The sequence below is a fragment of the Falsirhodobacter sp. 1013 genome (assembly GCF_051195255.1).
Lineage (GTDB): Bacteria > Pseudomonadota > Alphaproteobacteria > Rhodobacterales > Rhodobacteraceae > Falsirhodobacter.
This window is the reverse complement of sequence record NZ_JBNJLK010000004.1, coordinates 182907-203664: the sequence shown is the minus strand read 5'-3', so window position 1 is coordinate 203664 and position 20758 is coordinate 182907. Positions and strand designations below refer to the sequence as shown.

Below are 20758 nucleotides of genomic sequence, written 5' to 3'. Positions count from 1 at the left end.
TAAAGCGATGCCGCCGGGGTTCGGCGGCATCTTGCAGGGCGGGAACGGCGTCGGGGCGGGATTTCGCCTTCAACGTTCCGGGATCAGGCCGCGCGGGCTGAAGCGCAGTACCAGAAGCAGGATCACGCCCATGGTCAGCAGCCGCATATGCGCGGCACCTTCCTGAAGATGCGCCTTCAGCCAGCCATCGGCCATGGGGGCCGTCATGGCGGACAGGACACCCTGGCCGATCGGCTCCACCATCACCCACAGCCACCAGATCAGGAAGCCGCCCAGCATCGCGCCCCAGTTGTTGCCCGACCCGCCCACGATCACCATGACCCACACAAGGAAGGTGTAGCGCAGCGGCTGATAGCTGGCGGGCGTCAGCTGGCTGTCCAGCGTAGTCATCATCGCGCCCGCGATCCCGATCACGGCGGATCCGATGATGAAGATCTGCAGATGCCGGGCCTTGACGTTCTTGCCCATGGCGTCGGCCGCGATCTCGTTGTCACGGATGGCGCGCATCATCCGGCCCCAGGGCGATTTCAACGCCAGTTCGGCCAGCAGCATCACCAGCGCCAGCACCAGTGCGAACAGGCCCAGATAGCCCAGCTTCACCACGATGGACGACGCGGCGACGGGATCGAACCCATACCCCTGCGCCCAGGACACGAAGCCCGCGCTTTGCTGAAGGTCCACCTCGTACGGCACCGGGCGGGGCAGGCCGATGACGTTCTTCACGCCCCGGGCCAGCCACTCCTCGTTCCGCATGACGGCGAGGACGATTTCGGCGATGCCGAGGGTCGCGATGGCGAGGTAGTCCGACCGCAGGCCAAGGGCCGTCTTGCCGATGCCCCAGGCGGCGATGGCCGCCAGAAGCCCGCCCACCGGCCAGGCCATCCAGACGGGCAGGCCCAGACCGCCGATGTTGCCTTGGACGGTGGGGTTGATCGCCTCCACCCCCGCCACGCCGGCGTCGAAGATGTGGCGGAACAGGATGAAGCCCGCCACCACAATGACCAGCACGGCGACCCCGCGCCCACGCCCCATACGCCGCCACGCCTGCACGGCCGCCACCAGCGCGGCCAGCCCCACGGCCAGCGCGCCAAGGATGCGCCAGCCGCCTGCGGCCATCGCGCCCTCGACCGGAGGGGTTGCGGTCAGCACGACGGCAAGGCCGCCAAGCGCGGCAAAGCCCATCACGCCGATGTTGAACAGGCCCGCATAGCCCCATTGCATGTTCACGCCCAGTGCCATGATGGCCGACACGACCCCCATGTTCAGGATGGTCAGCGCGACCGACCAGCTTTGCGTGATACCGGTGACGACGAACAGGGCCGCCATCAGAACGAACAGAAGAACAGGACGCATCATACCGATTTCCCCCGGAACAGCCCCGTGGGCCGGAACAGAAGCACAAGCACAAGGATCGCGAAGCTGACCGCGAACTTGTAATCCGTGGACAGAAGCTGGGCGAGGCCGTCGGGCTGAAGGCTTTCGGGCAGCGCGTAGCCCGCGACCTTCTTCCAGGCGTAGGTCACCGCCACCTCGGAAAAGGCGATGACGAAGCCGCCGGCCACCGCGCCGATGGGGCTGCCAAGGCCGCCGACCACCGCCGCCGCGAAGATCGGCAGCAGAAGCTGGAAATAGGTGAAGGGCATGAAGCTTTTGTCCAGTCCATAAAGGACGCCCGCCGTCGTCGCCAGCGCGGCCACGATCAGCCAGGTCACCGTCACCACGCGTTCGGGGTTGATGCCCGACAGCAGGGCCAGATCCTCGTTGTCGGAAAAGGCGCGCATGGATTTGCCGGTGCGGGTGCGGTTCAGGAACCAGAACAAGAGCGCCATCGCGATGGCCGCGATCACGATCGTGATCGCCTGCGTGGACCGGATGGCCAGCCCCTCGTCGAGGCCCGTCGCGTCACGGAAGTCGCGGGCGTTGACAAGGAAGCGGGCGCCATCGGCGAAATCGATGCTGTCCACACCGATGATGAAGCGCACCAGCCCGTTCATCACGAACATCACGCCCAGCGACACCATGGTCAGGATGACCGGAGCGGCGCGTGTGCGGCGATAGAAGCGATAGACGGTGCGATCGGTTGCCACGAGGAACAGGCCCGTCACCGCGATACCGATGGGCAGGGCCAGAAGAGCCGTGGGCAGCGGCCCCAGCCCGATGCCCCAGCTTTGCAGGCCCCAGGTGACCAGGATGGTGCACATCGTCCCGAAGGCCATCGTGTCGCCATGGGCAAAGTTCGAAAAGCGCAGGATGCCGTAGATCAGCGTCACGCCAAGCGCGCCAAGCGCAAGCTGCGCGCCATAGGCGACGGCAGGTACGAAGACGAAGTTGGCAAAGGCCACAAGGGCGTTCAGAAGGTCCATGTCAGCCCCCGAGGAAGGTCCGGCGCACCTCGGGGTCGGCCATAAGCTCGGCCCCCGTGCCGGTGAAACGGTTCGCCCCCTGAACGAGGACGTAGCCCTTGTGGGCGATCATCAGCGCCTGCCGGGCGTTCTGTTCGACCATCAGGATGGAGATGCCGGTGCGCGCGATCTCGATGATGCGGTCGAACAGTTCGTCCATGACGATGGGGGACACGCCCGCCGTGGGTTCGTCCAGCATCAGCACCTTCGGCCGCGTCATCAGCGCGCGGCCGACGGCCACCTGCTGGCGCTGGCCGCCCGACAGTTCGCCCGCCGGCTGGTGGCGCTTGTCGCGCAGGATGGGGAACAGGTCATAGACCATCTCCATCGTCGGGCGGATGTCGTCGCGGCGCAGGAAGGCGCCCATCTCAAGGTTCTCCTGCACGGACATGGATCCGAAGATGTTGTGGGTCTGCGGCACGAAGGCCATGCCCTTGGCCACGCGGTCCTGCGGGGACAGGGCGGTGATGTCCTCCCCCTCCAGCCGGATATGGCCGCCGCGCAGGCGCAGCATGCCGAAGACGGCCTTCATCGCCGTGGACTTGCCGGCACCGTTGGGGCCGACGATGACCGCGATCTCACCCTTTTCGACCGCGATGGTGCAGCCGTGCAGGATGTTGGCGGCGCCGTAGCCGCCGGTCATGCTTTCGCCGATCAGGAAGGGGTCAGCCATGCGCCACCTTGTTCTTCAGGCCGGTGCCTAGATAGGCCTCGATCACCGCCTCGTTCTTCATGATGTCGGCGGCGGAGCCCTTGGCCAGAACCTCGCCCGCGGCCATCACGATCACCGGGTCGCACAGGCGGCCGATGAAATCCATGTCATGCTCGATCACGCAGAAGGTGTAGCCGCGTTCCCGGTTCAGCCGCACGATCGCGTCGCCGATGGTGTTCAGGAGGGTGCGGTTCACGCCCGCGCCCACCTCGTCCAGAAAGACGATGCGCGCGTCCACCATCATGGTGCGGCCCAGCTCCACCAGCTTCTTCTGCCCGCCCGAAATGTTGGAGGCCTTTTCATCCGCGATGTGGCTGATGGTCAGGAAGTCCAGAACCTCGTCCGCCTTGTCGCGCAGGGCACGTTCCTCGGCCTTGATGCGGCCACGGCGGAACCAGGCGTTGACCAGCGTTTCCCCCGCCTGACGGGCGGGCACCATCATCAGGTTTTCGCGTACCGTCATGGAGCCGAATTCATGGGCGATCTGGAAGGTGCGCAGCAGCCCGCGGTGGAACAGCTCGTGCGGGGGCAGGCCCGTGATGTCGCGCCCGTCCATGAGGACGCGGCCCGAGGTGGGCGGCAACCGCCCGGCGATCACGTTGAACAGGGTGGATTTTCCCGCCCCGTTCGGCCCGATCAACCCGGTGATCGATCCTTTCTCGATCTCCAGCGACGCGCCGTTGACCGCACGGAACGAGCCGAAATGCCTGTGAAGGTTTTCGACGGTCAGCATGTCTTCCCCCGAAAGCCGCAAACGGGGGTCCGTGCGCGGTGCATGAATGGATATGGCCCGGCAAATCGCCGGGCCATTTTCAGACGCTCATAGACGATATCAGCGGAAACCGACAGTCTCGAATGCGTCGCCCTTGATGGCGTATTCGCGGAAGGTGCCACGGCTTTCGCCGGGTTCGACCAGTTCCACATTGGTCGCGCCGACATAGTCGATGTCCTGCCCGTCGGACAGCAGCTTCAGGGCCTTGTCCAGCTCACCCGGACGGATCTTCTCGCCGGGGGCGTTGGCGATGTCGAAGACATGGGTCTTGTAGGTGGCCGGATCGCTGGACTTCGCGGCTTGCATCGCCAGCAGGACCAGCGCCGCCGCGTCATAGCTTTCGCCCGTATAGGTGGAGGTGCCGTCGAATCCCGCCTCCTTGGCCAAACCTTGGAACAGCTGCGCATCCTCGCCCTCGGCCGACGGAAGATCGCCGAACGAGCCGTCGAGGTCCGAGCCGAAGGTGTCCAGCAGCGACTGGCCATACATCCCGTCGGGGAAATAGAAGGTGTCGAAGGCGCCGGTGTCCAGCGCGCCCTGGACGATGCCGCGGCCGCCCTGGTCGACATAGCCCGCGACCACCAGAATTTCGCCTCCGGCCGAGGACAGGGCCCCGATCTCGGCCGAGTAATCGGCCTTGCCGTCGTCATGCGCGGCCTGAATGGTGATTTCGCCACCCTTGGCCTTGAACGCCTCGGCGAAGCTGTTGGCCAGACCGTTGCCATAGTCGTTGTTGGTGTAGGTCACGGCGGCGGACTTGATGCCGCGTTCGCTGATGATGTCCGCCATCACCTGACCCTGACGGGCGTCGGAGGGGGCGGTGCGGAAGAACAGGCCGTCATCCTCGGTCTGGCTGAGGCCGGGGGAGGTGGCGGAGGGGGAGATCTGCACGATCCCGTTCGGGCGGGACACGTTCTGCAGGATCGCCGCCGTCACGCCCGAACAGTCGCCGCCGATGATCGCCTTCACGCCTTCGGCCGTGACCAGACGTTCGGCGGCGGCGGTGGCGGCCGTCGCGTCCACGCAGGTCGAATCCGCGCGCACCGGCGTCAGGGTGGAGCCGTCGAGGAACGATCCCGATTCGCTGGCTTCCTTCAGCGCAAGCTCCGCGCCCGCGGCCATGCCGGGGGTGATCGATTCCAGCGGGCCGGTATAGCCGAAGATCACCCCGACCTTGACGTCCTCGGCCTGCGCGGCGGCGGCGACCAGGGCGCTGGCTGCGGTGGCAAGAAGGATACGTTTCATCTGTTTCTCCCCTGTGGTTTTGGCGCAGGGTAAGGGGCGGTGGGTGAAAAGAAAAGCGCCTCTGACGGGCCCCGTCATGGTTGCCAATTGTAAACGATAAATGAAAATTGCCCCTGTTGGTTCTTGATCGATTCCAATGACAGGTTATATGCGGGCCTTGTGATGTGAGCGTCTTGGCCCAGATTGTGGTGCACGCGGACCGTCATGCACCAAATGCATGACGGGGGTTCCAAATCCGTAGTGCTCCCGCAGGGCCATTCGGCGTATCCCCACCCAACGCCAGAGACGCAAGAGCAAGAACAGGAAAACCGATGGCCGATTTCGTAGACAGCACTGCCTTCAATTTCGAACAAGGGCAACGTGCACGCAAGCTGTTTGCTGCGGTGGTGTTGGCCGCTCTGGACGACGCGATTGCGGACGACAAGAAGTATGGCAACGGCCCCGACCAGATCGCCCGCTGGGCACGTTCGCGTGACGGACGTGAAGTTTTGTCCTGCGCCGGGATCGACCCGAACGAACGTGTGGTCAAGGGGTTGATGGAGTTCGTGGCCAAGGGCATCCGCACTTCCGTTGCGCTGTCGCGCGAGGAAAGCGAGCGCCGTCACGCATTGGAGCTGGATCAGGCCGAAGCCGCCTGATCGGTTCTGCCCCGTCTTTCGACAAACGCCCCGGCCTTTGGCCGGGGCGTTGTCATTTCATGTCACGTTCCGCAAGGGCGCGGCCGATCTCGGCCCGGACCATCTTGCGGATGTTGCGGGTGATCTTCTCGCCGAACGGCCCTTGCAGCTCCTCGCTCAGCAACTCGCGGACGAGGTCGTGAAGAACCTCCTCGTCGATGGGGGCCAGGCGGTCGTGGACGCCGTCAGAGGCATCCGCACCGTGTTCGGGATAGACCCGCTGCTGGGGTGTCAGCACAAGCGGGGGCAGGGGTGCGGCTTCCGCCGGAACGCCCGCCGTGAGCCTGCGGATGGAGCCGAGAACATCCTCGACCTGCGGTTCCACCAGACGATCGGTCATCGAAGCCTCCGTTCCCGTGGGTGACCGCCGGTGTTCACAAGGCGAACTGGCGGACCGTCGCAAAGCCCGGCATGACGGGGGCCGAGGCGTTGAAGATGGGGCGCCAGCTGATCACCCCTTCGGCGCGATAGCCGATGCGGGCCACGCCAAGATTGCCTTCCATGAACAGCGCGCCGATCCGGCCGCCATCCTTCAGCTGATCCGTCAGGGCGGACGGCACCTGTTCGACGCCGCCTTCCACCAGGATCACGTCATAGGGGCCATGACGGCGCGCACCCTCGGCCGGGGTGCCGGATATCACGACGGCATTGTCCACGCCCATGTCCGACAGACGACGTTCCGCCTCGGCGGCGAATTCATCCTCCACCGCGATCACGGCTTCCGCCAGCCGGGCCAGCACGGCGGTCGAGTAGCCAAGGCCCGCGCCCACATCCAGCGCCACCTCGTTCGGCTGGACATCCAGCGCGTCCAGCAGCTTGGCAAAGCAGCGCGGGTCCAGAAGCACGCGGCCGCGGGACAGGGGAATGTTCTCGCCCAGATAGGCCACCTCTTCCCGGCCGTCCGGCACGAAGCATTCGCGGGGGACGTTCAGCATGGCGTCGATGATCGAATACTTGGTCACATCCGAAGGACGGATCTGGGAGTCGACCATCACGGTCCGGCGGGCGGCGAAATCGGGCATGGCACACACTTGTCGATCGGTTGCACGTCCCCTTCGTTCTGGCACAATCGGCCGGGCGCGGCAACGGGCGGGGATCATTCGATGTAATTTCGCATGGCCCGCACCTCGAACGGCTTCAGGACCAGGCGCGCCGCGCGGTCGCTGCCCGTGTCCTGCGCGGCGATGCGCATCTGCGTGGCCAGTTCCGGCCCCATGACCTCGCATCCGGGGCTTGAGGGCTGGAGGCTGCCGGCAAAGGCCTCCTCCACGTACAGGATCTGGTGGCGGTCCATCAGGATCGCGTAATAGTCGATCACGCCTCCTTCCTGGATCCAGATCGTGTCCTCGTTCACAAGGGCGCGGGCGGGGGCAAGGACCTCGCGCTCTCCGAACAGAAGTTCCGCCCGCCAGTCGTTCAGCAGCAGAAGCTGATGCTGCGACACGATGAGGCTGCGGTTGTTGCCAAGGGCGCCGGGCGCGATGCGGACGGGGGACAGGCGGCCCCGCGCCTCGGCCCGGAAGCAGCCGATCCAGCGCACGGGGCAGAAGCCTTCGTCGCGCGTCATGACCTGATCGTCGATCACCAGATCCTCGACCGGAAGGGGGCCGTGATACGTGTCGATCAGCGTGCCGCGGCTGATGCAGGCGGGCAAAGGGGGCAGGTCGATGGGTGTTCGTGTCATGGACGTCCGGGCCAGCAGGCCCCGGGACACTGTGACAGGTGCGGGCGATTGTAAACATCCCGCATGAAAAAACGGCCCCGCAGATGCGGGGCCGTCGATGGTTCGCGCAAGACGTAGATCAGAAGCGGTAGTTGAAGCCGACGTTGACCAGATGATATTCCGGCGTGTTGCTCGTTCTATACAGGTCGTTCCCCGACTCCAGCTCGTCCTTGCCGAAGTTGCTGTACTTGTATTCTCCGCGCAGCGACCAGCGGTCGTTCAGCAGACGCTCGACGCCCACACCGGCCACATAGCCGTCCATGTTGTTGCTCTCGTCGATGATCCCGGCATCGCTGGACACCGTATATTCGGAGCGACCAACCGTGTAGCCGGCAAAGCCGTACAGCAGAGTGTCCGGACGCACGGTGTAACCCAGCGAACCGCGCAGTTCAGCCGTCCACTTCATCTTCGACTCAGCGTCAAAGTCGACGCCGTCGGCGGAGCCTTCGATGTCGTCGCTGATCTCTCCACCGGAGACCATAGCCTCCACGCCGTAAACGAGGTTGCTGCCCGCCTGCTGCCAGCGGTAGCCGGCATGGAGTTCGGCCATTGGACCGCTAAGCTCCACATCACCCACGTCGTCGGAGAAGGGGCGCACGCCCACGGTGTCCGAACCGCCGAAGGCGTATCCGATGCCGGCACCCGCATAGCCGCCTGCGAACAGCGGCGAGGAGGCCACCACGACGGGCGCGGGGGCCACGACAACAGGCTCGGGGGCGGGAACCACGGGTCCGCCGGCGAAGAGGGGGGTGGCGGTCAGGCCAACAAGCCCGAGGCCCAGGGCGGCGTAACGGCTGATCATCATCTTAGCTCCAATGTCCTCGTTCACGGTCAAGCGCGGAAACTCTGCATGTCTTTTACAGCGGGGGCCGCGGATGCCGGAACGTTTTTTTATCGTCTCAGGCGCATGCGCCGAATTCTGTTGCCCCGTTGCATCAACCAGAGCGCGAATATCCGACAGCGCCGGATGACGTAAGGTTCCGGACGCCAAGGCCAAGAAAAATCTGGTCAATCGACGCTGATTTTCGCGCCCCCGGCCACAAGACCCTCCGTCCGGTCATGGCGCAGATAGGCGATGGCCCGATCGCCCGACTGCGTGAACAGGGTTCCCGCCACACGGTCGCCCGACAGGATCGGCGTTCCCACCGGGGCCGCCCCGTTGATTCGAACCCGCAGCAGGCCTTTGCGAAGCTCCGTCTTGTGCTTCATGCGGGCCGTCACCTCCTGCCCGACATAGCAGCCCTTGCGGAAATCGACGCCGTGCAGACGCTCGAACCCCGCTTCCAGGATGAAGGTGTCGGGCGTCAGTTCGATCCCGGTTTCCGGCACCACATGTTCCACCCGAAGGGCGTCCCAGTCGAGGATGGAGGTGTCCGCCCCGGTGCCGTAGAGGCGCCAGCCCATGGCCGGATGGCGCGGGTCGGCGAAGGCACCGGGCGGGGCCCGATCCACGCCGCGGCGGACCTGCAGGCCGGAGGGAGCGATCTGCACGTCGGCCCGCAGGCGATACATGGTCAGCCGGCGCAGCGTGGCGTCGGCGATGCCATCCGCGATGTCGATCAGCAGCGCGTCTTCCTGACGGACCACGAAGAAGTCGGCCAGATACTTGCCCTGCGGGGTCAGGAGGCCTGCCCAGACGATGCCGTCCTGCGTCAGCCGCGCGACGTTGTTCGTCACGAGGTTCTGCAGGAAATCGAGCCGGTCGGCGCCGGTCACGCTCCAGATCGTGCGCATCAGGCCTGGTCCTTGAACTGAAGGCGGTACAGGTCGGCATAGATGCCGCCCCGCCGCAGAAGATCGTCATGCGTGCCCTGGTCGACCACCCGGCCCTGGTCCATCACGACGATGCTGTCGGCCTCGCGGATGGTGGACAGGCGGTGGGCGATCACCAGCATCGTGCGGCCGTGGCTTTGCTGCGCCAGGGCGCTGGCCACCACCGCCTCGGACTGCGCGTCGAGGGCGGAGGTCGCCTCGTCCATCAGCAGCACCGGCGTGTCGGAGATCAGGGCCCGCGCGATGGCGACCCGTTGCCGCTGGCCACCCGACAAGGCGGAGCCGCGCGGGCCCGCGGGGCTTTCGACGCCGGCGGGCAGGTTCTTCACGAACTCCGTCACATGGGCGGCGTCCAGCGCGGCGTGCAGCTTCTCGTCGGGGATCTTCCGGCCCAGAACCACGTTTTCGCGGATGGTTTCATCGAACAGGGCGCTGTCCTGCGACACGACCGCGAACTGCCCGCGCAGATCCTCCAGCGAGAAGCGGGAGATGTCGACGCCGTCCATCAGGATCTCTCCGGATGTGGGCTGGGCAAGGCCGGTGAGCAGGTGAAACACGGTGCTTTTGCCGGCGCCCGACGCGCCCACCAACGCCGTCATCTTCCCGGCTTTGGCGGTAAAGCTGGCGCCGTTCAGCACTGGAAGGTCGGTATAGGCGAAATGCACGTCGCGCAATTCGATCTGCGGGGGCGTGTTCTTCGGCACGGCCGTCGGTACAGGGCGGGGCGCCGGTTGCAGGTCGAACAGCCGGAAGATGCGGGTCAGGCTGGCGGCAGCCACCTGCCAGAAGCCCGACAGGTCGCCCAAGCGGCGCATCGGCTGGAAGGTCAGGGCCATGGCGGTGAAGAAGGACATGAATTCCCCCACCGTGCGCTCTCCGGCCACGATCTCGCGCCCCGCCAGCATCAGCACGGCAAAGAAGCCAAGGCCGGTGATCAAGTCGACCAGCGCGGGCATCGCCGCGCGGCTGGCGGCGGTCTTGATGCCGTTGCGCACCAGCTTCCGCACGATCGACCGGAACCGGCCGATCTGGTAATTCTCCATCCGGTTCAGCTTGATCGCCTGGATGCCGTGGAAGATCTCGTCCAGGCGGGTGGCGCGCAGGCCCGATTGCGCCCGCGACTGGTTCACCTTCTTGCGGATGTAGCGCTGCACCACGATCGCGGGCAGGATCAGCAGCGGCGCCCCGATCAGGGCGGCCAGGGTCCAGTGCACGTCGATGTTCAGCGCCACCACCAGCAACCCGACAAGCGAGATCGCGTCCCGGCCCAGACCCGCGATGACCGAGGACCAGACCCCCTGAACGGCCGAGGTGTCGCCCTGGACGCGCTCGATCAGTTGCCCGGGGCTGTTCACCTGGAAGAAGTCTTGGTCCAGCGTCAGCATGTGGCGCAGCAGGTCTGCCTGCATCGCGGTGGAGCTTTTCTGCGAGATGCGCGTCATCACCACCTTCGACAGGATCGAGGTCGTGGCCCGCAGGGCGAACAGCCCGAAGATCCCCAGCCCCACCCAGACCAGCGCGCCCGCGCCTTCGGGCGTGAACACCTTGTCGAACAGCGGCTTGATCATCCAGGACAGCGCGCCAAGGGTCGACCCCTCGACCATCATCAAAAGGAAGGCGACCGCCATCAGACCCTTGTGCTGGCGCAGGTAGCCCTTCCACAGCCGCCCGAACAGGCGGTGCGAGGCGTAGCGGGGATCACGGGTGTCGTTCAGCTTCTCGATGGCCACGGTGCCTCTCCGTCTGGGGCCTTGGGTCTAACTTGCGCGTCCGCGCGAGGCAAGGCGCGGCATTGACGCGCCTTTCGCCCGGTCGTAGCGATCATGCGTCCAAAGGAGTGTCGCATGAGTCTTGCCAACGGTCGCCATTATCTTGCCATCCCCGGTCCTTCCGCCATGCCGGACCGCGTTCTGAACGCCATGCACCGCGCCGCGCCCAACATCTATGAAGGCGCCCTGCACGAGATGGTGAACGGGATCGTGCCCGACCTGAAATGGGTGGCCGGAACCGCGCAGAACGTCGCGATCTACATCGGCAACGGCCATGCGGCGTGGGAAGCGGCGATTTCCAACATGTTCTCGCGCGGGGACAAGGCGCTGGTCTGCGTGACGGGCCATTTCGGCTTGGGCTGGGCCGCCGCCGCCCGCGCCATGGGGGTGGAGGTCGAGGTGATCGACTTCGGCCGCAACACCCCCGTGGACCCCGCCCGAGTGGAGGAGGCCCTGCGCGCCCATTCCGACGTGAAGGCGGTGCTGGTCACGCAGGTGGACACGGCGACGACGGTGCTGAACGACGTGGCGGCGGTGCGCCGCGCGATCGACGCGGCGGGATCAGCGGCGCTTCTGGCCGTGGACAGCATTGCGTCGCTGGGATGCGACCGCTTCCTGATGGACGCTTGGGGCGTCGACGTGATGGTCGCGGCCAGCCAGAAGGGGCTGATGGTGCCGCCTGGCCTCAGCTTCGTGTGGTTTTCGGACAAGGCGCTGGCGGCGGGCCGAACGTCCGATCTGCGCACGCCGACCTGGGACTGGACGCACCGCGCCGACCCGCGGTTGTTCCACGAACGGTTCGGTGGCACCGCGCCCACGCATCACCTGTTCGCGCTGCGGGAAGCGCTGGACATGCTGAAGGAGGAAGGGTTGGAAGCCGTCTGGCACCGCCACGACACGCTGGCCCGCGCGGTCTGGGCCGCCTTCGATGCGTGGAGCGTGGGCAACCCGCAGATCGGGCTGAACGTGGCCGATCCCGCCCATCGCGGCCGCTCCGTTACGGCGGCGCGCTTTGGTTCCCCCCATGCGACGGCCATCCGCCGCTGGACGGAACAGAAGGCGGGCGTGACGCTGGGCATCGGCCTTGGCATGGCCGATCCTTCCACCCCGGAATATCACGGCTTCCTGCGCGTGGCGCATATGGGCCATGTGAACGCCCACATGACCCTTGGCGTCATCGGCGTGATCGAGGCGGCGATGCTGGCGCTGGACATCCCCCACGGGTCCGGGGCGATGGCCGCAGCCGCGAAGATCGTGGCGCAGAACGCCTAAGCGCTTTTGCGCAACCCGTGGCGCGCGACGGACCAGGCGCGCGCCGCGTCCCCGAAGGCCGAAAACAGCGGGCGCGACACGGGATCGACGGCCGCCTGCCATTCGGGATGCCATTGCACCGACAGGGTGAAGCCGGGGGCGCCGTCGATGAAGATGGCCTCCGGCGTGCCGTCGGGCGCGTGGCCGTCGATGATGACGCGCGTTCCCGCCGTCTTGATGCCCTGGCCGTGCAGGGTGTTCGTCATCACCTCCGTATGTCCCAGAAGGCGGTGGAACGGGCCGCCTTCGGTGAAGCGCACGGCGTGGCGCAGGGCGAACTTCTCCTCGGTCGTGCCGTCGGGGGGCATGCGGTGGTTCATCCGGCCCGGCAGTTCGCGGATCTCGGGCCAGAGGGTGCCGCCCATGGCCACGTTCACCTCCTGAAAGCCGCGGCAGATGCCGAAGAAGGGCTGCCCACGCTCCACACAGGCGCGGATCAGGGGCAGGGTCACGGCGTCGCGCTGGCGGTCGAAGGCACCGTGGGCGGGCGTTGCCTCTTCGCCGTACTCCTCGGGGTGGACGTTGGGGCGGCCGCCGGTCAGCAGGAAGCCGTCGCACAGATCCAGAAGCTCGCGCGTGGACACAAGGCGCGGGTCCGACGGGATGACGATCGGCATGCCGCCCGCCGCCTGCGCCACGGCTTCCGAGGCGAGATGTCCGCTGACATGGGCATTGAAGCCTTCGCGCAGCGACTGGTTGTTCCCGATGATCCCGATGATTGGACGTGATGACATGGTCTTCTCCCGCAATGAGTCCAACATAAGCGGGAACGCGGTCCCCCGGAAGGGACCGCGCATTCGTGAAGCGCCCGAATTGCGGGCAGAGCTTAACGCAGCGGCGTGGTCCAGACGGTCGAGGGCGTGGCCGGTTCGGCTTCCGGTGCCGCGTCACCCGCAGGGGCCGGGGCGTCGGCGCCGGTCGTGTCATCCTCCGGGGCCGTCGTGTCGGCGGCGGGGGCATCATCCAGCGCCTTGGCCGTGTCATCGACCAGCGAATCCGCCGTCTCGGGCGTTTTCGAGGCATCGAGCGTCGTCGTTTCCACCGGGGCGGGGGTCACCGTGGCCGCGGGCTTCGGGGCCGCACGTTTCGGCGCGGGCGCGGGCGGCGGCAAAGTCAGCTTCGTCGGAACCTCACCCGAGGGGGTCAGCACGACGACCTTGGTGCCGCTGGGCACGCGTGCGTACAGGTCCATCACGTCCTGTTGGATCATGCGGAAGCACCCTGAGGAGGCTCGCTTGCCGATGGTGCGCCATTCCGGCGTGCCGTGGATGCGGAAGCCGTAATCCTTGCCGTTGATATACAGGTACAGCGCGCGCGAGCCCAGCGGGTTCGTCGGCCCGCCCGGCTGCCCGTCGCGCCATTTCTCAAGGCTCGGCTGCCGCTCGATCATCTCGGCCGGCGGGGTCCAGGTGGGCCAGGTCGCCTTGCGCGCGACCACCGCCGTGCCAGACCAGCCGAAGCCGTCCCGCCCGACCGAGATGCCGTACCGGATCGCCTTGCCTTCGGGCTGCACGAGGTACAGCACCGCATGGGCGGGATCGATGATGATGGTGCCCGGCGCTTCGGCTGTTGTGTAATTCACAATCTGCCGGCGATACGCGGCCGGAATCTGGTCTTCCGGAATGGCCGGGATCGAATACTTGCCGTCGCTGCGCGCCGCATAGGCGTTCTCGAAGAACTGCGGTTCGCTGACCACGGCGACCGGCGGCTCCTTGAAGCGGTCGATCTGTTCGCACCCCGCCAGCGCCGCCATCATTGCCGTGGCTGCCAGCATTGCCTTCAGTGTCATGGTCCCGTGCCTGTCATTGCCGTTTTCACGACGGTACATAATGCAGCGACGGCGCGGGACCACAAGGTCGGTTCAGGCCAGACGCACGAGATGGTGCTTTTTCTTCCCGATGGAGACTTTGAGTTCGGCCCCGATCAGGTCGGCCGTGACCAGCATGTTGGCGTCGGACACCGTGTCGTTGTTGAAGCGCAGGCCGTTTTCGGACACGAGCCGCTTGGCTTCCTTTCCCGAAGTGACAAGGCCCGCCTCCACCAGGAACTTCACGACGGAAAGGCCTTCGCCCAGCGTGTCGCGTGGCAGGGTCGCCACGTCCAGCTCCCCTCCGACGCCGCCTTGTTCGAAGACGGCGCGGGCGGTGGCCTCGGCGGCCTGCGCGGCCTCGGCCCCGTGCAGCAGCGTCGTCACCTCGTTGGCGAGGATGACCTTCGCCTCGTTGATCTCGGACCCTTGAAGGGCGCCCAGACGCTCGCACTCCTCCACTGGAAGTTCGGTGTAGAGTTTCAGGAACCGGCCCACGTCGGCGTCGGTCGAGTTGCGCCAGAACTGCCAGAAATCATAAGGCGCCAGCATGTCGCCGTTCAGCCAGACGGCGCCGCCCGCCGACTTGCCCATCTTCTTGCCGTCCGACGTCGCCAGCAGCGGCGAGGTCAGGCCGAACAGCTGCGCGTCCATCACGCGGCGCGTCAGGTCCACGCCATTGATGATGTTGCCCCACTGGTCCGACCCGCCCATCTGCAGCACGCAGCCATAACGCTTGTGCAGCTCCAGGAAGTCGTAGGCCTGAAGGATCATGTAGTTGAATTCGAGGAAGGACAGCGACTGTTCGCGATCCAGACGCGTCTTCACCGACTCAAACGACAGCATCCGGTTGACCGAGAAGTGACGCCCGATCTCGCGCAGGAAGGTCAGGTAGTTCAGGTTGTCTAGCCATTCGGCGTTGTTGAGCATGACGGCGTCCGTCGCACCCTCGCCATAGGACAGGTAGCGGGCGAAGACCTTCTTCATCCCGTCGATGTTCTGCCCGATCTGTGCGTCGGTCAGCAGCGGGCGTTCCTCCGACCGGAAGGACGGATCGCCCAGCTTCGTCGTGCCGCCGCCCATCAGCGTCAGCGGACGGTGCCCCGTCTTCTGCAGCCAGCGCAGGATCATGATGTTCAGAAGGTGGCCGACATGCAGCGAGGCCGCCGTCGCGTCGTAGCCGATATACGCCGACACCGTGCCCGCGCGCAGTTTCTCGTCGAGGCCCTGAAGATCAGTGCAATCGGCCAGATAACCGCGGGCCATCATCACGTTCAGGAAGTCCGATTTGGGATGATAGGTCATGGTTGTTCTCATGCGTTATATCGTGCAGGGCTGCGGTATAACCCGAGGGTGGAGGTTTGACCATGTTGAATTCAGGGCCGGTCTGGGCGCTCGGCACCATGTCGGGCACGTCGCTGGACGGCGTGGACGCCGCGATGGTGCTGACGGACGGGGAGCGGGTGCTGGAGTTCGGGGCCAGCCGCTATCGCCCCTATTCCGGGGCGGAACGCGCCGTGCTGCGCGCGGCCCTGGGGATGTGGGAAGGCGAGGCGGTGGAGGCCGCCGCGCGCGTGGTTGAGGAGGCGCATGCCGAGCTGCTGGCGACCTTCCACAGCGCCGACGTGATCGGCTTTCACGGGCAGACGCTGGCCCATGATCCGCGCGGGCGCGGCACCTTGCAGGTCGGATCGGGCGAGGCGCTGGCAAAGCGGCTTGGCCTTCCCGTGGCTTGGGACTTCCGGTCCGAGGATGTGCGTCAGGGCGGGCAGGGCGCGCCGCTGGCGCCCTTCTTCCACTTCGCCGCGGCCCACTGGACGAACGAGGCGCAGCCGGTCGCCTTCCTGAATCTGGGCGGCGTCGGCAACATCACCTGGGTGGATCCGCGCAAGGCTTCCCCCGAGGAGGAAGGCGCGCTTCTGGCCTTCGACACGGGACCGGCCAACGCCCCCGTCAACGATCTGGTCGCGGCGCGGCGGGGCTGGGCGCAGGACAACGGCGGGCAGCTGGCGGCGACGGGTCAGGTCGACGAAGCGGTTCTGGAGGCCTTCGTCGGCCATGACTACATCTCAAGACTTCCGCCGAAGTCACTGGATCGAAACGACTTTCAAGCGGTGATGGACCGGGTGGCGCATCTGTCCGATGCGGATGCCTGCGCGACGCTGACGGCCCTGATCGCCGCCACGGTGGCGGCGGGCCTGCCGCATCTTCCGGTGCCCGTGAGCCGCATCCTGGTGACGGGCGGCGGGCGTCACAACGCGACACTGATGCAGATGCTGGCCGCGCGCACCGGCCTTGACGTGCATCCGGTGGAGGCGGTGGGCCTGGACGGCGACATGCTGGAGGCGCAGGCCTTCGCGTTCCTCGCAGTGCGCGTGGCGCGGGGGCTGCCGATCTCCGCCCCGATGACGACCGGGGTGCCGAGGGCGATCGCGGGCGGAAGACTGGCGGGGTGACCGGAAGGCTGGCGGGGGCCGGGTGACCCAAAGGCAGACGGGTGACCGCAAGACTGACCGGGTGATCTGAGGGCAGGCGGGGCAACCGCAAGGCTGGGGAGTGACGCCCGCACCTCAGGCCCCTTCGGGAGCCATCGGCGCGGGCGGCTGCCGCGGACGGCCGATGGGTGCGGCGCGAAGGGGGCTTCCCGACGCGCCGCAGGGCGATCCTCAGCCCTTCAGGATGGAGCGGCCGGCATATTCGGCCACTTCGCCCAGCATCTCCTCGATCCGGATCAGCTGGTTGTATTTCGCCAGACGGTCCGAGCGCGACAGCGAGCCGGTCTTGATCTGGCCGCAATTCGTGGCCACGGCAAGGTCGGCGATCGTCGCGTCTTCCGTTTCGCCCGAACGGTGGGACATGACGTTGGTGAAGCGCGCGCGGTGGGCCATGTCCACGGCCTGGAGCGTTTCCGTCAGCGTGCCGATCTGGTTGACCTTCACGAGCATGGAGTTCGCGCAGCCCTTGGCGATGCCTTCGGCCAGACGCTGGGGGTTCGTCACGAACAGGTCGTCGCCCACCAGCTGGACCTTGTTGCCCAGACGGTCGGTCAGCAGCTTCCAGCCGTCCCAGTCATCCTCGGCGCATCCATCCTCGATCGAGATGATCGGATAGTCGGCGCACAGGGCCGCCAGGTAGTCGACGTTCTCCGCCGAGGACAGGACCTTGCCCTCGCCCTTCATGTCGTAGCGCCCGTCGCGGAAGTATTCCGTGGAGGCGCAGTCGAGCGCGAGGAAGATGTCCTCGCCCGGGCGATAACCAGCCTTTTCGATCGATTTCAGAATGAAATCAAGCGCGTCTCGGCTGGAGTTCAGGTTCGGCGCGAAGCCGCCCTCGTCCCCCACATTGGTGTTGTGGCCGGCCGCCGAGAGTTCCTTCTTCAGCGTGTGGAACACCTCCGACCCCATGCGGATCGCGTCCTTCACGTTGTCCGCCGACACCGGCATGATCATGAATTCCTGGATGTCGATCGGGTTGTCGGCGTGTTCGCCGCCGTTGATGATGTTCATCATCGGAACCGGCAGCACGCGGGCCGAGGTGCCGCCGACATAGCGGAACAGGGGCTGCGTCGTGAATTCGGCCGCGGCCTTCGCGACCGCCAGCGACACGCCCAGGATCGCGTTCGCGCCCAGGCGGGACTTGTTCGGCGTGCCGTCCATCTCGATCATGGTGCGGTCGATGCCGACCTGTTCGGTGGCGTCGAAGCCGACCAGTTCCTCGGCCAGTTCGCCGTTCACGGCGGCGACCGCTTCCAGCACGCCCTTGCCCTTGTAGCGGGCGGCGTCGCCGTCGCGGCGTTCCACCGCCTCGTGCGCGCCGGTGGAGGCGCCCGAGGGAACGGCGGCCCGGCCCATGGAGCCGTCTTCCAGCGTCACGTCGACCTCGACCGTGGGGTTGCCGCGGCTGTCGAGAATTTCACGTGCGTGGATGTCGATGATGGTGCTCATTGCCCAGTCCTCCTTTGGCGCCTGCCCAGTGTCTAACGGGCCGGAAACTCCAAGGAAAGGTTGTTTGCGCGAACGTCAGTCCTTCTTGGCGGGAACGCCGTACAGCTCCAGCCGGTGGCCCTTCAGGCGATAGCCGAGGCGGGCCGCGATCTTTTCCTGAAGCGCCTCGATCTCGGGGTCCACGAACTCGATCACGGCGCCGGTGTGCAGGTCGATCAGGTGGTCGTGATGCTCGCGCTCGGCATCCTCGTAGCGGGCGCGGCCGTCGCCGAATTCCAGCCGGTCCAGGATGCCCGCCTCCTCGAACAGCTTGACGGTGCGGTAGACGGTTGCGAGGGAGATGCGCGGATCCAGCGCGCTGGCGCGGACATAGAGCTCCTCCACATCCGGGTGGTCGCCGCTGTCGTTCAGGACACGGGCCAGGGTGCGGCGCTGCTCCGTCATGCGAAGGCCCTTTGCCTCGCAGCGGCGTATGATATCATCGGACATGTGCGCCCCCCGGTTTTCGGCCATTTAGGCGATCTTGCGGCCCTGCACCAATAAAAACTGGGCGGAGGCCCGCTGCGCATCGGAAAGGTTTAACTTTTCGCCTGCGTAGATTACACGAGAAATCATCCTTTTGACACGAGTAACCATGTCAGAATCGCCCTCCATGAAACGGATCGCGGATGCGCTTGGCGTGTCGCGCGCCACGGTGTCAAACGCGCTGACGGGCAAGGGCCGCGTTTCGGCGGTGCTGGTGGAACGCATCCGCGCCATGGCGGAGGAGATGAATTACGTCCCGTCCCACGCCGCGCGCACCCTGCGTCTGGGGCGCAGCACGCTGATCGGGATGGTCGTTCCCGACTTCTCCATGCCGCTGTTCGCCAGCTTTGCCCAGGCCTTCGAACGTGCGGCCCGCGCACGGGGCCTCGCGCTCATGGTGGCGGACGCGCTGAACGATCCGCAGCTGCAACGGCAGCGCATGCAGGATTTCGTGGCGCGGGGCGTGGACGGTCTGGTGGTCATCCCCATGCGCGGCGCCTCCCTTCAGCTGGAGGGCCTTCCGGTGGCGCTGGCGGTGGTGGACGCCGAAGGCAATCCGGCCAACACCGCGTCCTGCGATCATGGGGCGGGCGGGCGGCTGGTGGCGGGACATCTGGCCGATCTGGGCCACCGCCACGTGCGGGTCGTGGGCGTCACCACCCGTTCCCATGTCAGCGAGGCACGCGTGGCCGGCATGACAGAGGTGTTTCGCGCCCGCGGCGTGGACTTCACGATCGACCTGATTCCCCCGGGGCTGGAAGGCGGGCATGCCTATGGCCTTGCTTGGACAAGGCCCGCGACCGCCATCGCCGCCGCCTATGACGGTTGCGCCATCGGCATCGTGAACGGCCTGCTGGAAGCGGGGCACCGCGTGCCGCAGGACGTGTCCGTGTCCGGTTTCGACGACGTGATCTGGGGGCGCATCATCACCCCGCAACTGACCACGGTGCGGCAGGATCTGGCCGCCATCGCCGACCACGCGCTGGACGTCCTGACCGGCCGGGCCGAAGGCGCGCGGCTGTTCCCGGTCGAACTCGTGATCCGCGGATCCACAACAACACCCCCTTCCGACAGGAGAGACCCATGATCCTTCGCACCGCGCTGGCCCTGACGGCGCTGGCCGGTCCTGCACTGGCGCAGGACCGCACGCTGACTATCTCCGTCTATGGCATCGCCCAGGACGCCTATCAGGAGGCGTTGTACACGCCGTTCGAAGCGCGCTGCGGCTGCAAGCTGGTGGTGGAATCCGGCAATAGCGTCGAACGTCTGGCCAAGCTGGAGGCGAATGCCGGCGCGCCCGTGGTGGACGTGATCGCGTTTTCCGACGCGAACGCGCTGGAAGCGGCGTCCAAGGGCCTGCTTGCGCCGCTGGATCCGGCGGCGCTGCCGAACCTTGCCAGCATCTACGACTTCGCTCGCAATCCGGTGGGGGACGCGATGGCGGTGGGCTACACCTTCTACGGCACCTCGATCGTCTACCGTTCGGACGAGGTTCAGGTGAACAGCTGGCTCGACCTCTTCTCGGACGATCTGGCGGGCTATGTGGCGCTTCCGAACATCTCCACCACGCAAGGCCCGATCACGCTGATGATGCTGCAAAAGGCCTTGGGGAAAGAGGATCCGACCTTTGCCGACGCCATCGACCTTGTGGCCGAACACAAGGACGACGTGGTGACCTTCTACGAACGCGGGTCGCAGATCCCGCAACTGCTGCAGCAGGAGGAGATCCTGGCGGCCGTGGTCGGACGTTTCGGCTGGGCCAACATCGCCAAGCTGGGCCTGCCGGTGGAATGGGCGCAGCCCAAGGAAGGCCAGACGGGCGGCATGAACGTGCTGTCGATGGTCAAGGGCACGAAGGATCCGGAACTGGCGCAGCAGTTCATCGACTTCTGGCTGTCGGCCGAGGTGCAGCAGAAGCTGGCCGACGGTCTGGTGGACAGCCCCGTCAACACGCAGGTGTCGGTGGAAGGTGAAACCGCCGAAGCCCTGACCTATGGCGAGGACATGGCCGCGCAGATCCACTTCCTGCCCGCCGATCAGCAGCTGAAACACCGCGAGGACTGGCTGTCCCGGTGGAACGCCAAGGTCGCGCAGTAAG

Annotated in this window: 21 protein-coding genes; 5 read left to right on the top strand and 16 right to left on the bottom strand. The window is 66.3% G+C overall.

Annotated features, from left to right (window positions below):
• Positions 1 to 69 precede the first annotated feature (69 nt).
• From ACSHZY_RS09025 to ACSHZY_RS09005, 5 genes are all read right to left on the bottom strand, one after another.
• The gene (locus ACSHZY_RS09025; RefSeq protein ID WP_435168304.1) at positions 70 to 1356 is read right to left on the bottom strand and encodes a branched-chain amino acid ABC transporter permease; all 1287 of its coding nucleotides are present in this window, start codon (positions 1354 to 1356) and stop codon (positions 70 to 72) included.
• Positions 1353 to 2363: a branched-chain amino acid ABC transporter permease gene (locus ACSHZY_RS09020; protein WP_435168302.1), complete on the bottom strand. Its 1011-nt coding sequence runs from the start codon at positions 2361 to 2363 to the stop codon at positions 1353 to 1355. The genes ACSHZY_RS09025 and ACSHZY_RS09020 overlap by 4 nt, the downstream gene beginning before the upstream one ends.
• A gap of 1 nt (position 2364) precedes the next feature.
• Positions 2365 to 3075 (bottom strand): ABC transporter ATP-binding protein, encoded by a 711-nt coding sequence (locus ACSHZY_RS09015; RefSeq protein ID WP_435168300.1) that lies wholly within the window; start codon positions 3073 to 3075, stop codon positions 2365 to 2367.
• Complete coding sequence (locus ACSHZY_RS09010) at positions 3068 to 3847, bottom strand: ABC transporter ATP-binding protein (RefSeq protein WP_435168298.1); 780 nt, start codon at positions 3845 to 3847, stop codon at positions 3068 to 3070. The genes ACSHZY_RS09015 and ACSHZY_RS09010 overlap by 8 nt, the downstream gene beginning before the upstream one ends.
• 99 nt (positions 3848 to 3946) lie before the next feature.
• A complete protein-coding gene (locus ACSHZY_RS09005; RefSeq protein WP_435168296.1) occupies positions 3947 to 5131 on the bottom strand; it encodes an ABC transporter substrate-binding protein in 1185 nt (394 codons plus the stop codon).
• A gap of 311 nt (positions 5132 to 5442) precedes the next feature.
• Between ACSHZY_RS09005 and ACSHZY_RS09000 the strand changes: the two genes are divergently transcribed.
• Positions 5443 to 5769 (top strand): DUF6280 family protein, encoded by a 327-nt coding sequence (locus tag ACSHZY_RS09000; RefSeq protein ID WP_271974152.1) that lies wholly within the window; start codon positions 5443 to 5445, stop codon positions 5767 to 5769.
• Between the two features lie 52 nt (positions 5770 to 5821).
• Here ACSHZY_RS09000 and ACSHZY_RS08995 read toward each other — a convergent pair whose 3' ends face one another.
• The 6 genes from ACSHZY_RS08995 to ACSHZY_RS08970 all read right to left on the bottom strand — a co-directional run bounded on the left by ACSHZY_RS08995 (position 5822) and on the right by ACSHZY_RS08970 (position 10932).
• A complete protein-coding gene (locus ACSHZY_RS08995) occupies positions 5822 to 6148 on the bottom strand; it encodes a hypothetical protein (protein ID WP_435168294.1) in 327 nt (108 codons plus the stop codon).
• A 34-nt stretch (positions 6149 to 6182) separates the two neighbouring features.
• Positions 6183 to 6830, bottom strand: coding sequence for a protein-L-isoaspartate O-methyltransferase family protein (locus ACSHZY_RS08990; RefSeq protein WP_435168293.1), 648 nt, complete (start codon positions 6828 to 6830; stop codon positions 6183 to 6185).
• Between the two features lie 74 nt (positions 6831 to 6904).
• Complete coding sequence (locus ACSHZY_RS08985) at positions 6905 to 7492, bottom strand: Hint domain-containing protein (RefSeq protein WP_435168292.1); 588 nt, start codon at positions 7490 to 7492, stop codon at positions 6905 to 6907.
• A 118-nt stretch (positions 7493 to 7610) separates the two neighbouring features.
• Positions 7611 to 8543, bottom strand: a complete 933-nt coding sequence (locus ACSHZY_RS08980; protein WP_435168290.1) for an outer membrane protein — start codon at positions 8541 to 8543, stop codon at positions 7611 to 7613.
• On the bottom strand, positions 8540 to 9265 hold the full coding sequence (locus ACSHZY_RS08975) for a YgfZ/GcvT domain-containing protein (protein ID WP_435168289.1): 726 nt from the start codon (positions 9263 to 9265) through the stop codon (positions 8540 to 8542). Before ACSHZY_RS08975 ends, ACSHZY_RS08980 begins: the two co-directional genes overlap by 4 nt.
• The gene (locus tag ACSHZY_RS08970) at positions 9265 to 10932 is read right to left on the bottom strand and encodes an ABC transporter ATP-binding protein (protein ID WP_435168427.1); all 1668 of its coding nucleotides are present in this window, start codon (positions 10930 to 10932) and stop codon (positions 9265 to 9267) included. Before ACSHZY_RS08970 ends, ACSHZY_RS08975 begins: the two co-directional genes overlap by 1 nt.
• 216 nt (positions 10933 to 11148) lie before the next feature.
• Here ACSHZY_RS08970 and ACSHZY_RS08965 point away from each other — a divergent pair, with 216 nt between their 5' ends.
• Positions 11149 to 12345, top strand: a complete 1197-nt coding sequence (locus tag ACSHZY_RS08965; RefSeq protein WP_435168287.1) for a pyridoxal-phosphate-dependent aminotransferase family protein — start codon at positions 11149 to 11151, stop codon at positions 12343 to 12345.
• On the opposite strand, the gene ACSHZY_RS08960 is transcribed toward ACSHZY_RS08965, so the two are convergent.
• The 3 genes from ACSHZY_RS08960 to tyrS form a co-directional block, all read right to left on the bottom strand.
• The gene (locus ACSHZY_RS08960; RefSeq protein WP_435168286.1) at positions 12342 to 13118 is read right to left on the bottom strand and encodes a gamma-glutamyl-gamma-aminobutyrate hydrolase family protein; all 777 of its coding nucleotides are present in this window, start codon (positions 13116 to 13118) and stop codon (positions 12342 to 12344) included. The genes ACSHZY_RS08965 and ACSHZY_RS08960 overlap by 4 nt on opposite strands.
• 92 nt (positions 13119 to 13210) lie before the next feature.
• Positions 13211 to 14173: a L,D-transpeptidase gene (locus tag ACSHZY_RS08955; protein WP_435168284.1), complete on the bottom strand. Its 963-nt coding sequence runs from the start codon at positions 14171 to 14173 to the stop codon at positions 13211 to 13213.
• Between the two features lie 72 nt (positions 14174 to 14245).
• A complete protein-coding gene (gene tyrS, locus ACSHZY_RS08950) occupies positions 14246 to 15496 on the bottom strand; it encodes a tyrosine--tRNA ligase (protein WP_435168283.1) in 1251 nt (416 codons plus the stop codon).
• Between the two features lie 62 nt (positions 15497 to 15558).
• Here tyrS and ACSHZY_RS08945 point away from each other — a divergent pair, with 62 nt between their 5' ends.
• Positions 15559 to 16647, top strand: a complete 1089-nt coding sequence (locus tag ACSHZY_RS08945; protein ID WP_435168282.1) for an anhydro-N-acetylmuramic acid kinase — start codon at positions 15559 to 15561, stop codon at positions 16645 to 16647.
• Positions 16648 to 16857: 210 nt separating this feature from the next.
• On the opposite strand, the gene eno is transcribed toward ACSHZY_RS08945, so the two are convergent.
• Both eno and ACSHZY_RS08935 read right to left on the bottom strand, forming a co-directional pair.
• Positions 16858 to 18135, bottom strand: a complete 1278-nt coding sequence (eno, locus tag ACSHZY_RS08940; protein WP_435168280.1) for a phosphopyruvate hydratase — start codon at positions 18133 to 18135, stop codon at positions 16858 to 16860.
• 75 nt (positions 18136 to 18210) lie between these two features.
• Entirely contained in the window at positions 18211 to 18624 is a 414-nt protein-coding gene (locus ACSHZY_RS08935) for a Fur family transcriptional regulator (protein WP_435168278.1), read from the bottom strand.
• Positions 18625 to 18787: 163 nt separating this feature from the next.
• Here ACSHZY_RS08935 and ACSHZY_RS08930 point away from each other — a divergent pair, with 163 nt between their 5' ends.
• The gene (locus ACSHZY_RS08930) at positions 18788 to 19747 is read left to right on the top strand and encodes a LacI family DNA-binding transcriptional regulator (protein ID WP_435168276.1); all 960 of its coding nucleotides are present in this window, start codon (positions 18788 to 18790) and stop codon (positions 19745 to 19747) included.
• Positions 19744 to 20757, top strand: a complete 1014-nt coding sequence (locus tag ACSHZY_RS08925; RefSeq protein WP_435168274.1) for a polyamine ABC transporter substrate-binding protein — start codon at positions 19744 to 19746, stop codon at positions 20755 to 20757. The genes ACSHZY_RS08930 and ACSHZY_RS08925 overlap by 4 nt, the downstream gene beginning before the upstream one ends.
• The last annotated feature ends 1 nt before the right edge of the window (position 20758 follow it).

What these genes read in the sequence shown, in the direction of transcription:
- ACSHZY_RS09025 (WP_435168304.1), bottom strand. Translation starts at nt 1,356, where the DNA reads ATGATGCGTCCTGTTCTTCTGTTCGTTCTGATGGCGGCCCTGTTCGTC.
- ACSHZY_RS09020 (WP_435168302.1), bottom strand. Translation starts at nt 2,363, where the DNA reads ATGGACCTTCTGAACGCCCTTGTGGCCTTTGCCAACTTCGTCTTCGTA.
- ACSHZY_RS09015 (WP_435168300.1), bottom strand. Translation starts at nt 3,075, where the DNA reads ATGGCTGACCCCTTCCTGATCGGCGAAAGCATGACCGGCGGCTACGGC.
- ACSHZY_RS09010 (WP_435168298.1), bottom strand. Translation starts at nt 3,847, where the DNA reads ATGCTGACCGTCGAAAACCTTCACAGGCATTTCGGCTCGTTCCGTGCG.
- ACSHZY_RS09005 (WP_435168296.1), bottom strand. Translation starts at nt 5,131, where the DNA reads ATGAAACGTATCCTTCTTGCCACCGCAGCCAGCGCCCTGGTCGCCGCC.
- ACSHZY_RS09000 (WP_271974152.1), top strand. Translation starts at nt 5,443, where the DNA reads ATGGCCGATTTCGTAGACAGCACTGCCTTCAATTTCGAACAAGGGCAA.
- ACSHZY_RS08995 (WP_435168294.1), bottom strand. Translation starts at nt 6,148, where the DNA reads ATGACCGATCGTCTGGTGGAACCGCAGGTCGAGGATGTTCTCGGCTCC.
- ACSHZY_RS08990 (WP_435168293.1), bottom strand. Translation starts at nt 6,830, where the DNA reads ATGCCCGATTTCGCCGCCCGCCGGACCGTGATGGTCGACTCCCAGATC.
- ACSHZY_RS08985 (WP_435168292.1), bottom strand. Translation starts at nt 7,492, where the DNA reads ATGACACGAACACCCATCGACCTGCCCCCTTTGCCCGCCTGCATCAGC.
- ACSHZY_RS08975 (WP_435168289.1), bottom strand. Translation starts at nt 9,265, where the DNA reads ATGCGCACGATCTGGAGCGTGACCGGCGCCGACCGGCTCGATTTCCTG.
- ACSHZY_RS08970 (WP_435168427.1), bottom strand. Translation starts at nt 10,932, where the DNA reads ATGGCGGTCGCCTTCCTTTTGATGATGGTCGAGGGGTCGACCCTTGGC.
- ACSHZY_RS08965 (WP_435168287.1), top strand. Translation starts at nt 11,149, where the DNA reads ATGAGTCTTGCCAACGGTCGCCATTATCTTGCCATCCCCGGTCCTTCC.
- ACSHZY_RS08960 (WP_435168286.1), bottom strand. Translation starts at nt 13,118, where the DNA reads ATGTCATCACGTCCAATCATCGGGATCATCGGGAACAACCAGTCGCTG.
- ACSHZY_RS08955 (WP_435168284.1), bottom strand. Translation starts at nt 14,173, where the DNA reads ATGACACTGAAGGCAATGCTGGCAGCCACGGCAATGATGGCGGCGCTG.
- tyrS (WP_435168283.1), bottom strand. Translation starts at nt 15,496, where the DNA reads ATGACCTATCATCCCAAATCGGACTTCCTGAACGTGATGATGGCCCGC.
- ACSHZY_RS08945 (WP_435168282.1), top strand. Translation starts at nt 15,559, where the DNA reads ATGTTGAATTCAGGGCCGGTCTGGGCGCTCGGCACCATGTCGGGCACG.
- eno (WP_435168280.1), bottom strand. Translation starts at nt 18,135, where the DNA reads ATGAGCACCATCATCGACATCCACGCACGTGAAATTCTCGACAGCCGC.
- ACSHZY_RS08935 (WP_435168278.1), bottom strand. Translation starts at nt 18,624, where the DNA reads ATGTCCGATGATATCATACGCCGCTGCGAGGCAAAGGGCCTTCGCATG.
- ACSHZY_RS08930 (WP_435168276.1), top strand. Translation starts at nt 18,788, where the DNA reads ATGAAACGGATCGCGGATGCGCTTGGCGTGTCGCGCGCCACGGTGTCA.
- ACSHZY_RS08925 (WP_435168274.1), top strand. Translation starts at nt 19,744, where the DNA reads ATGATCCTTCGCACCGCGCTGGCCCTGACGGCGCTGGCCGGTCCTGCA.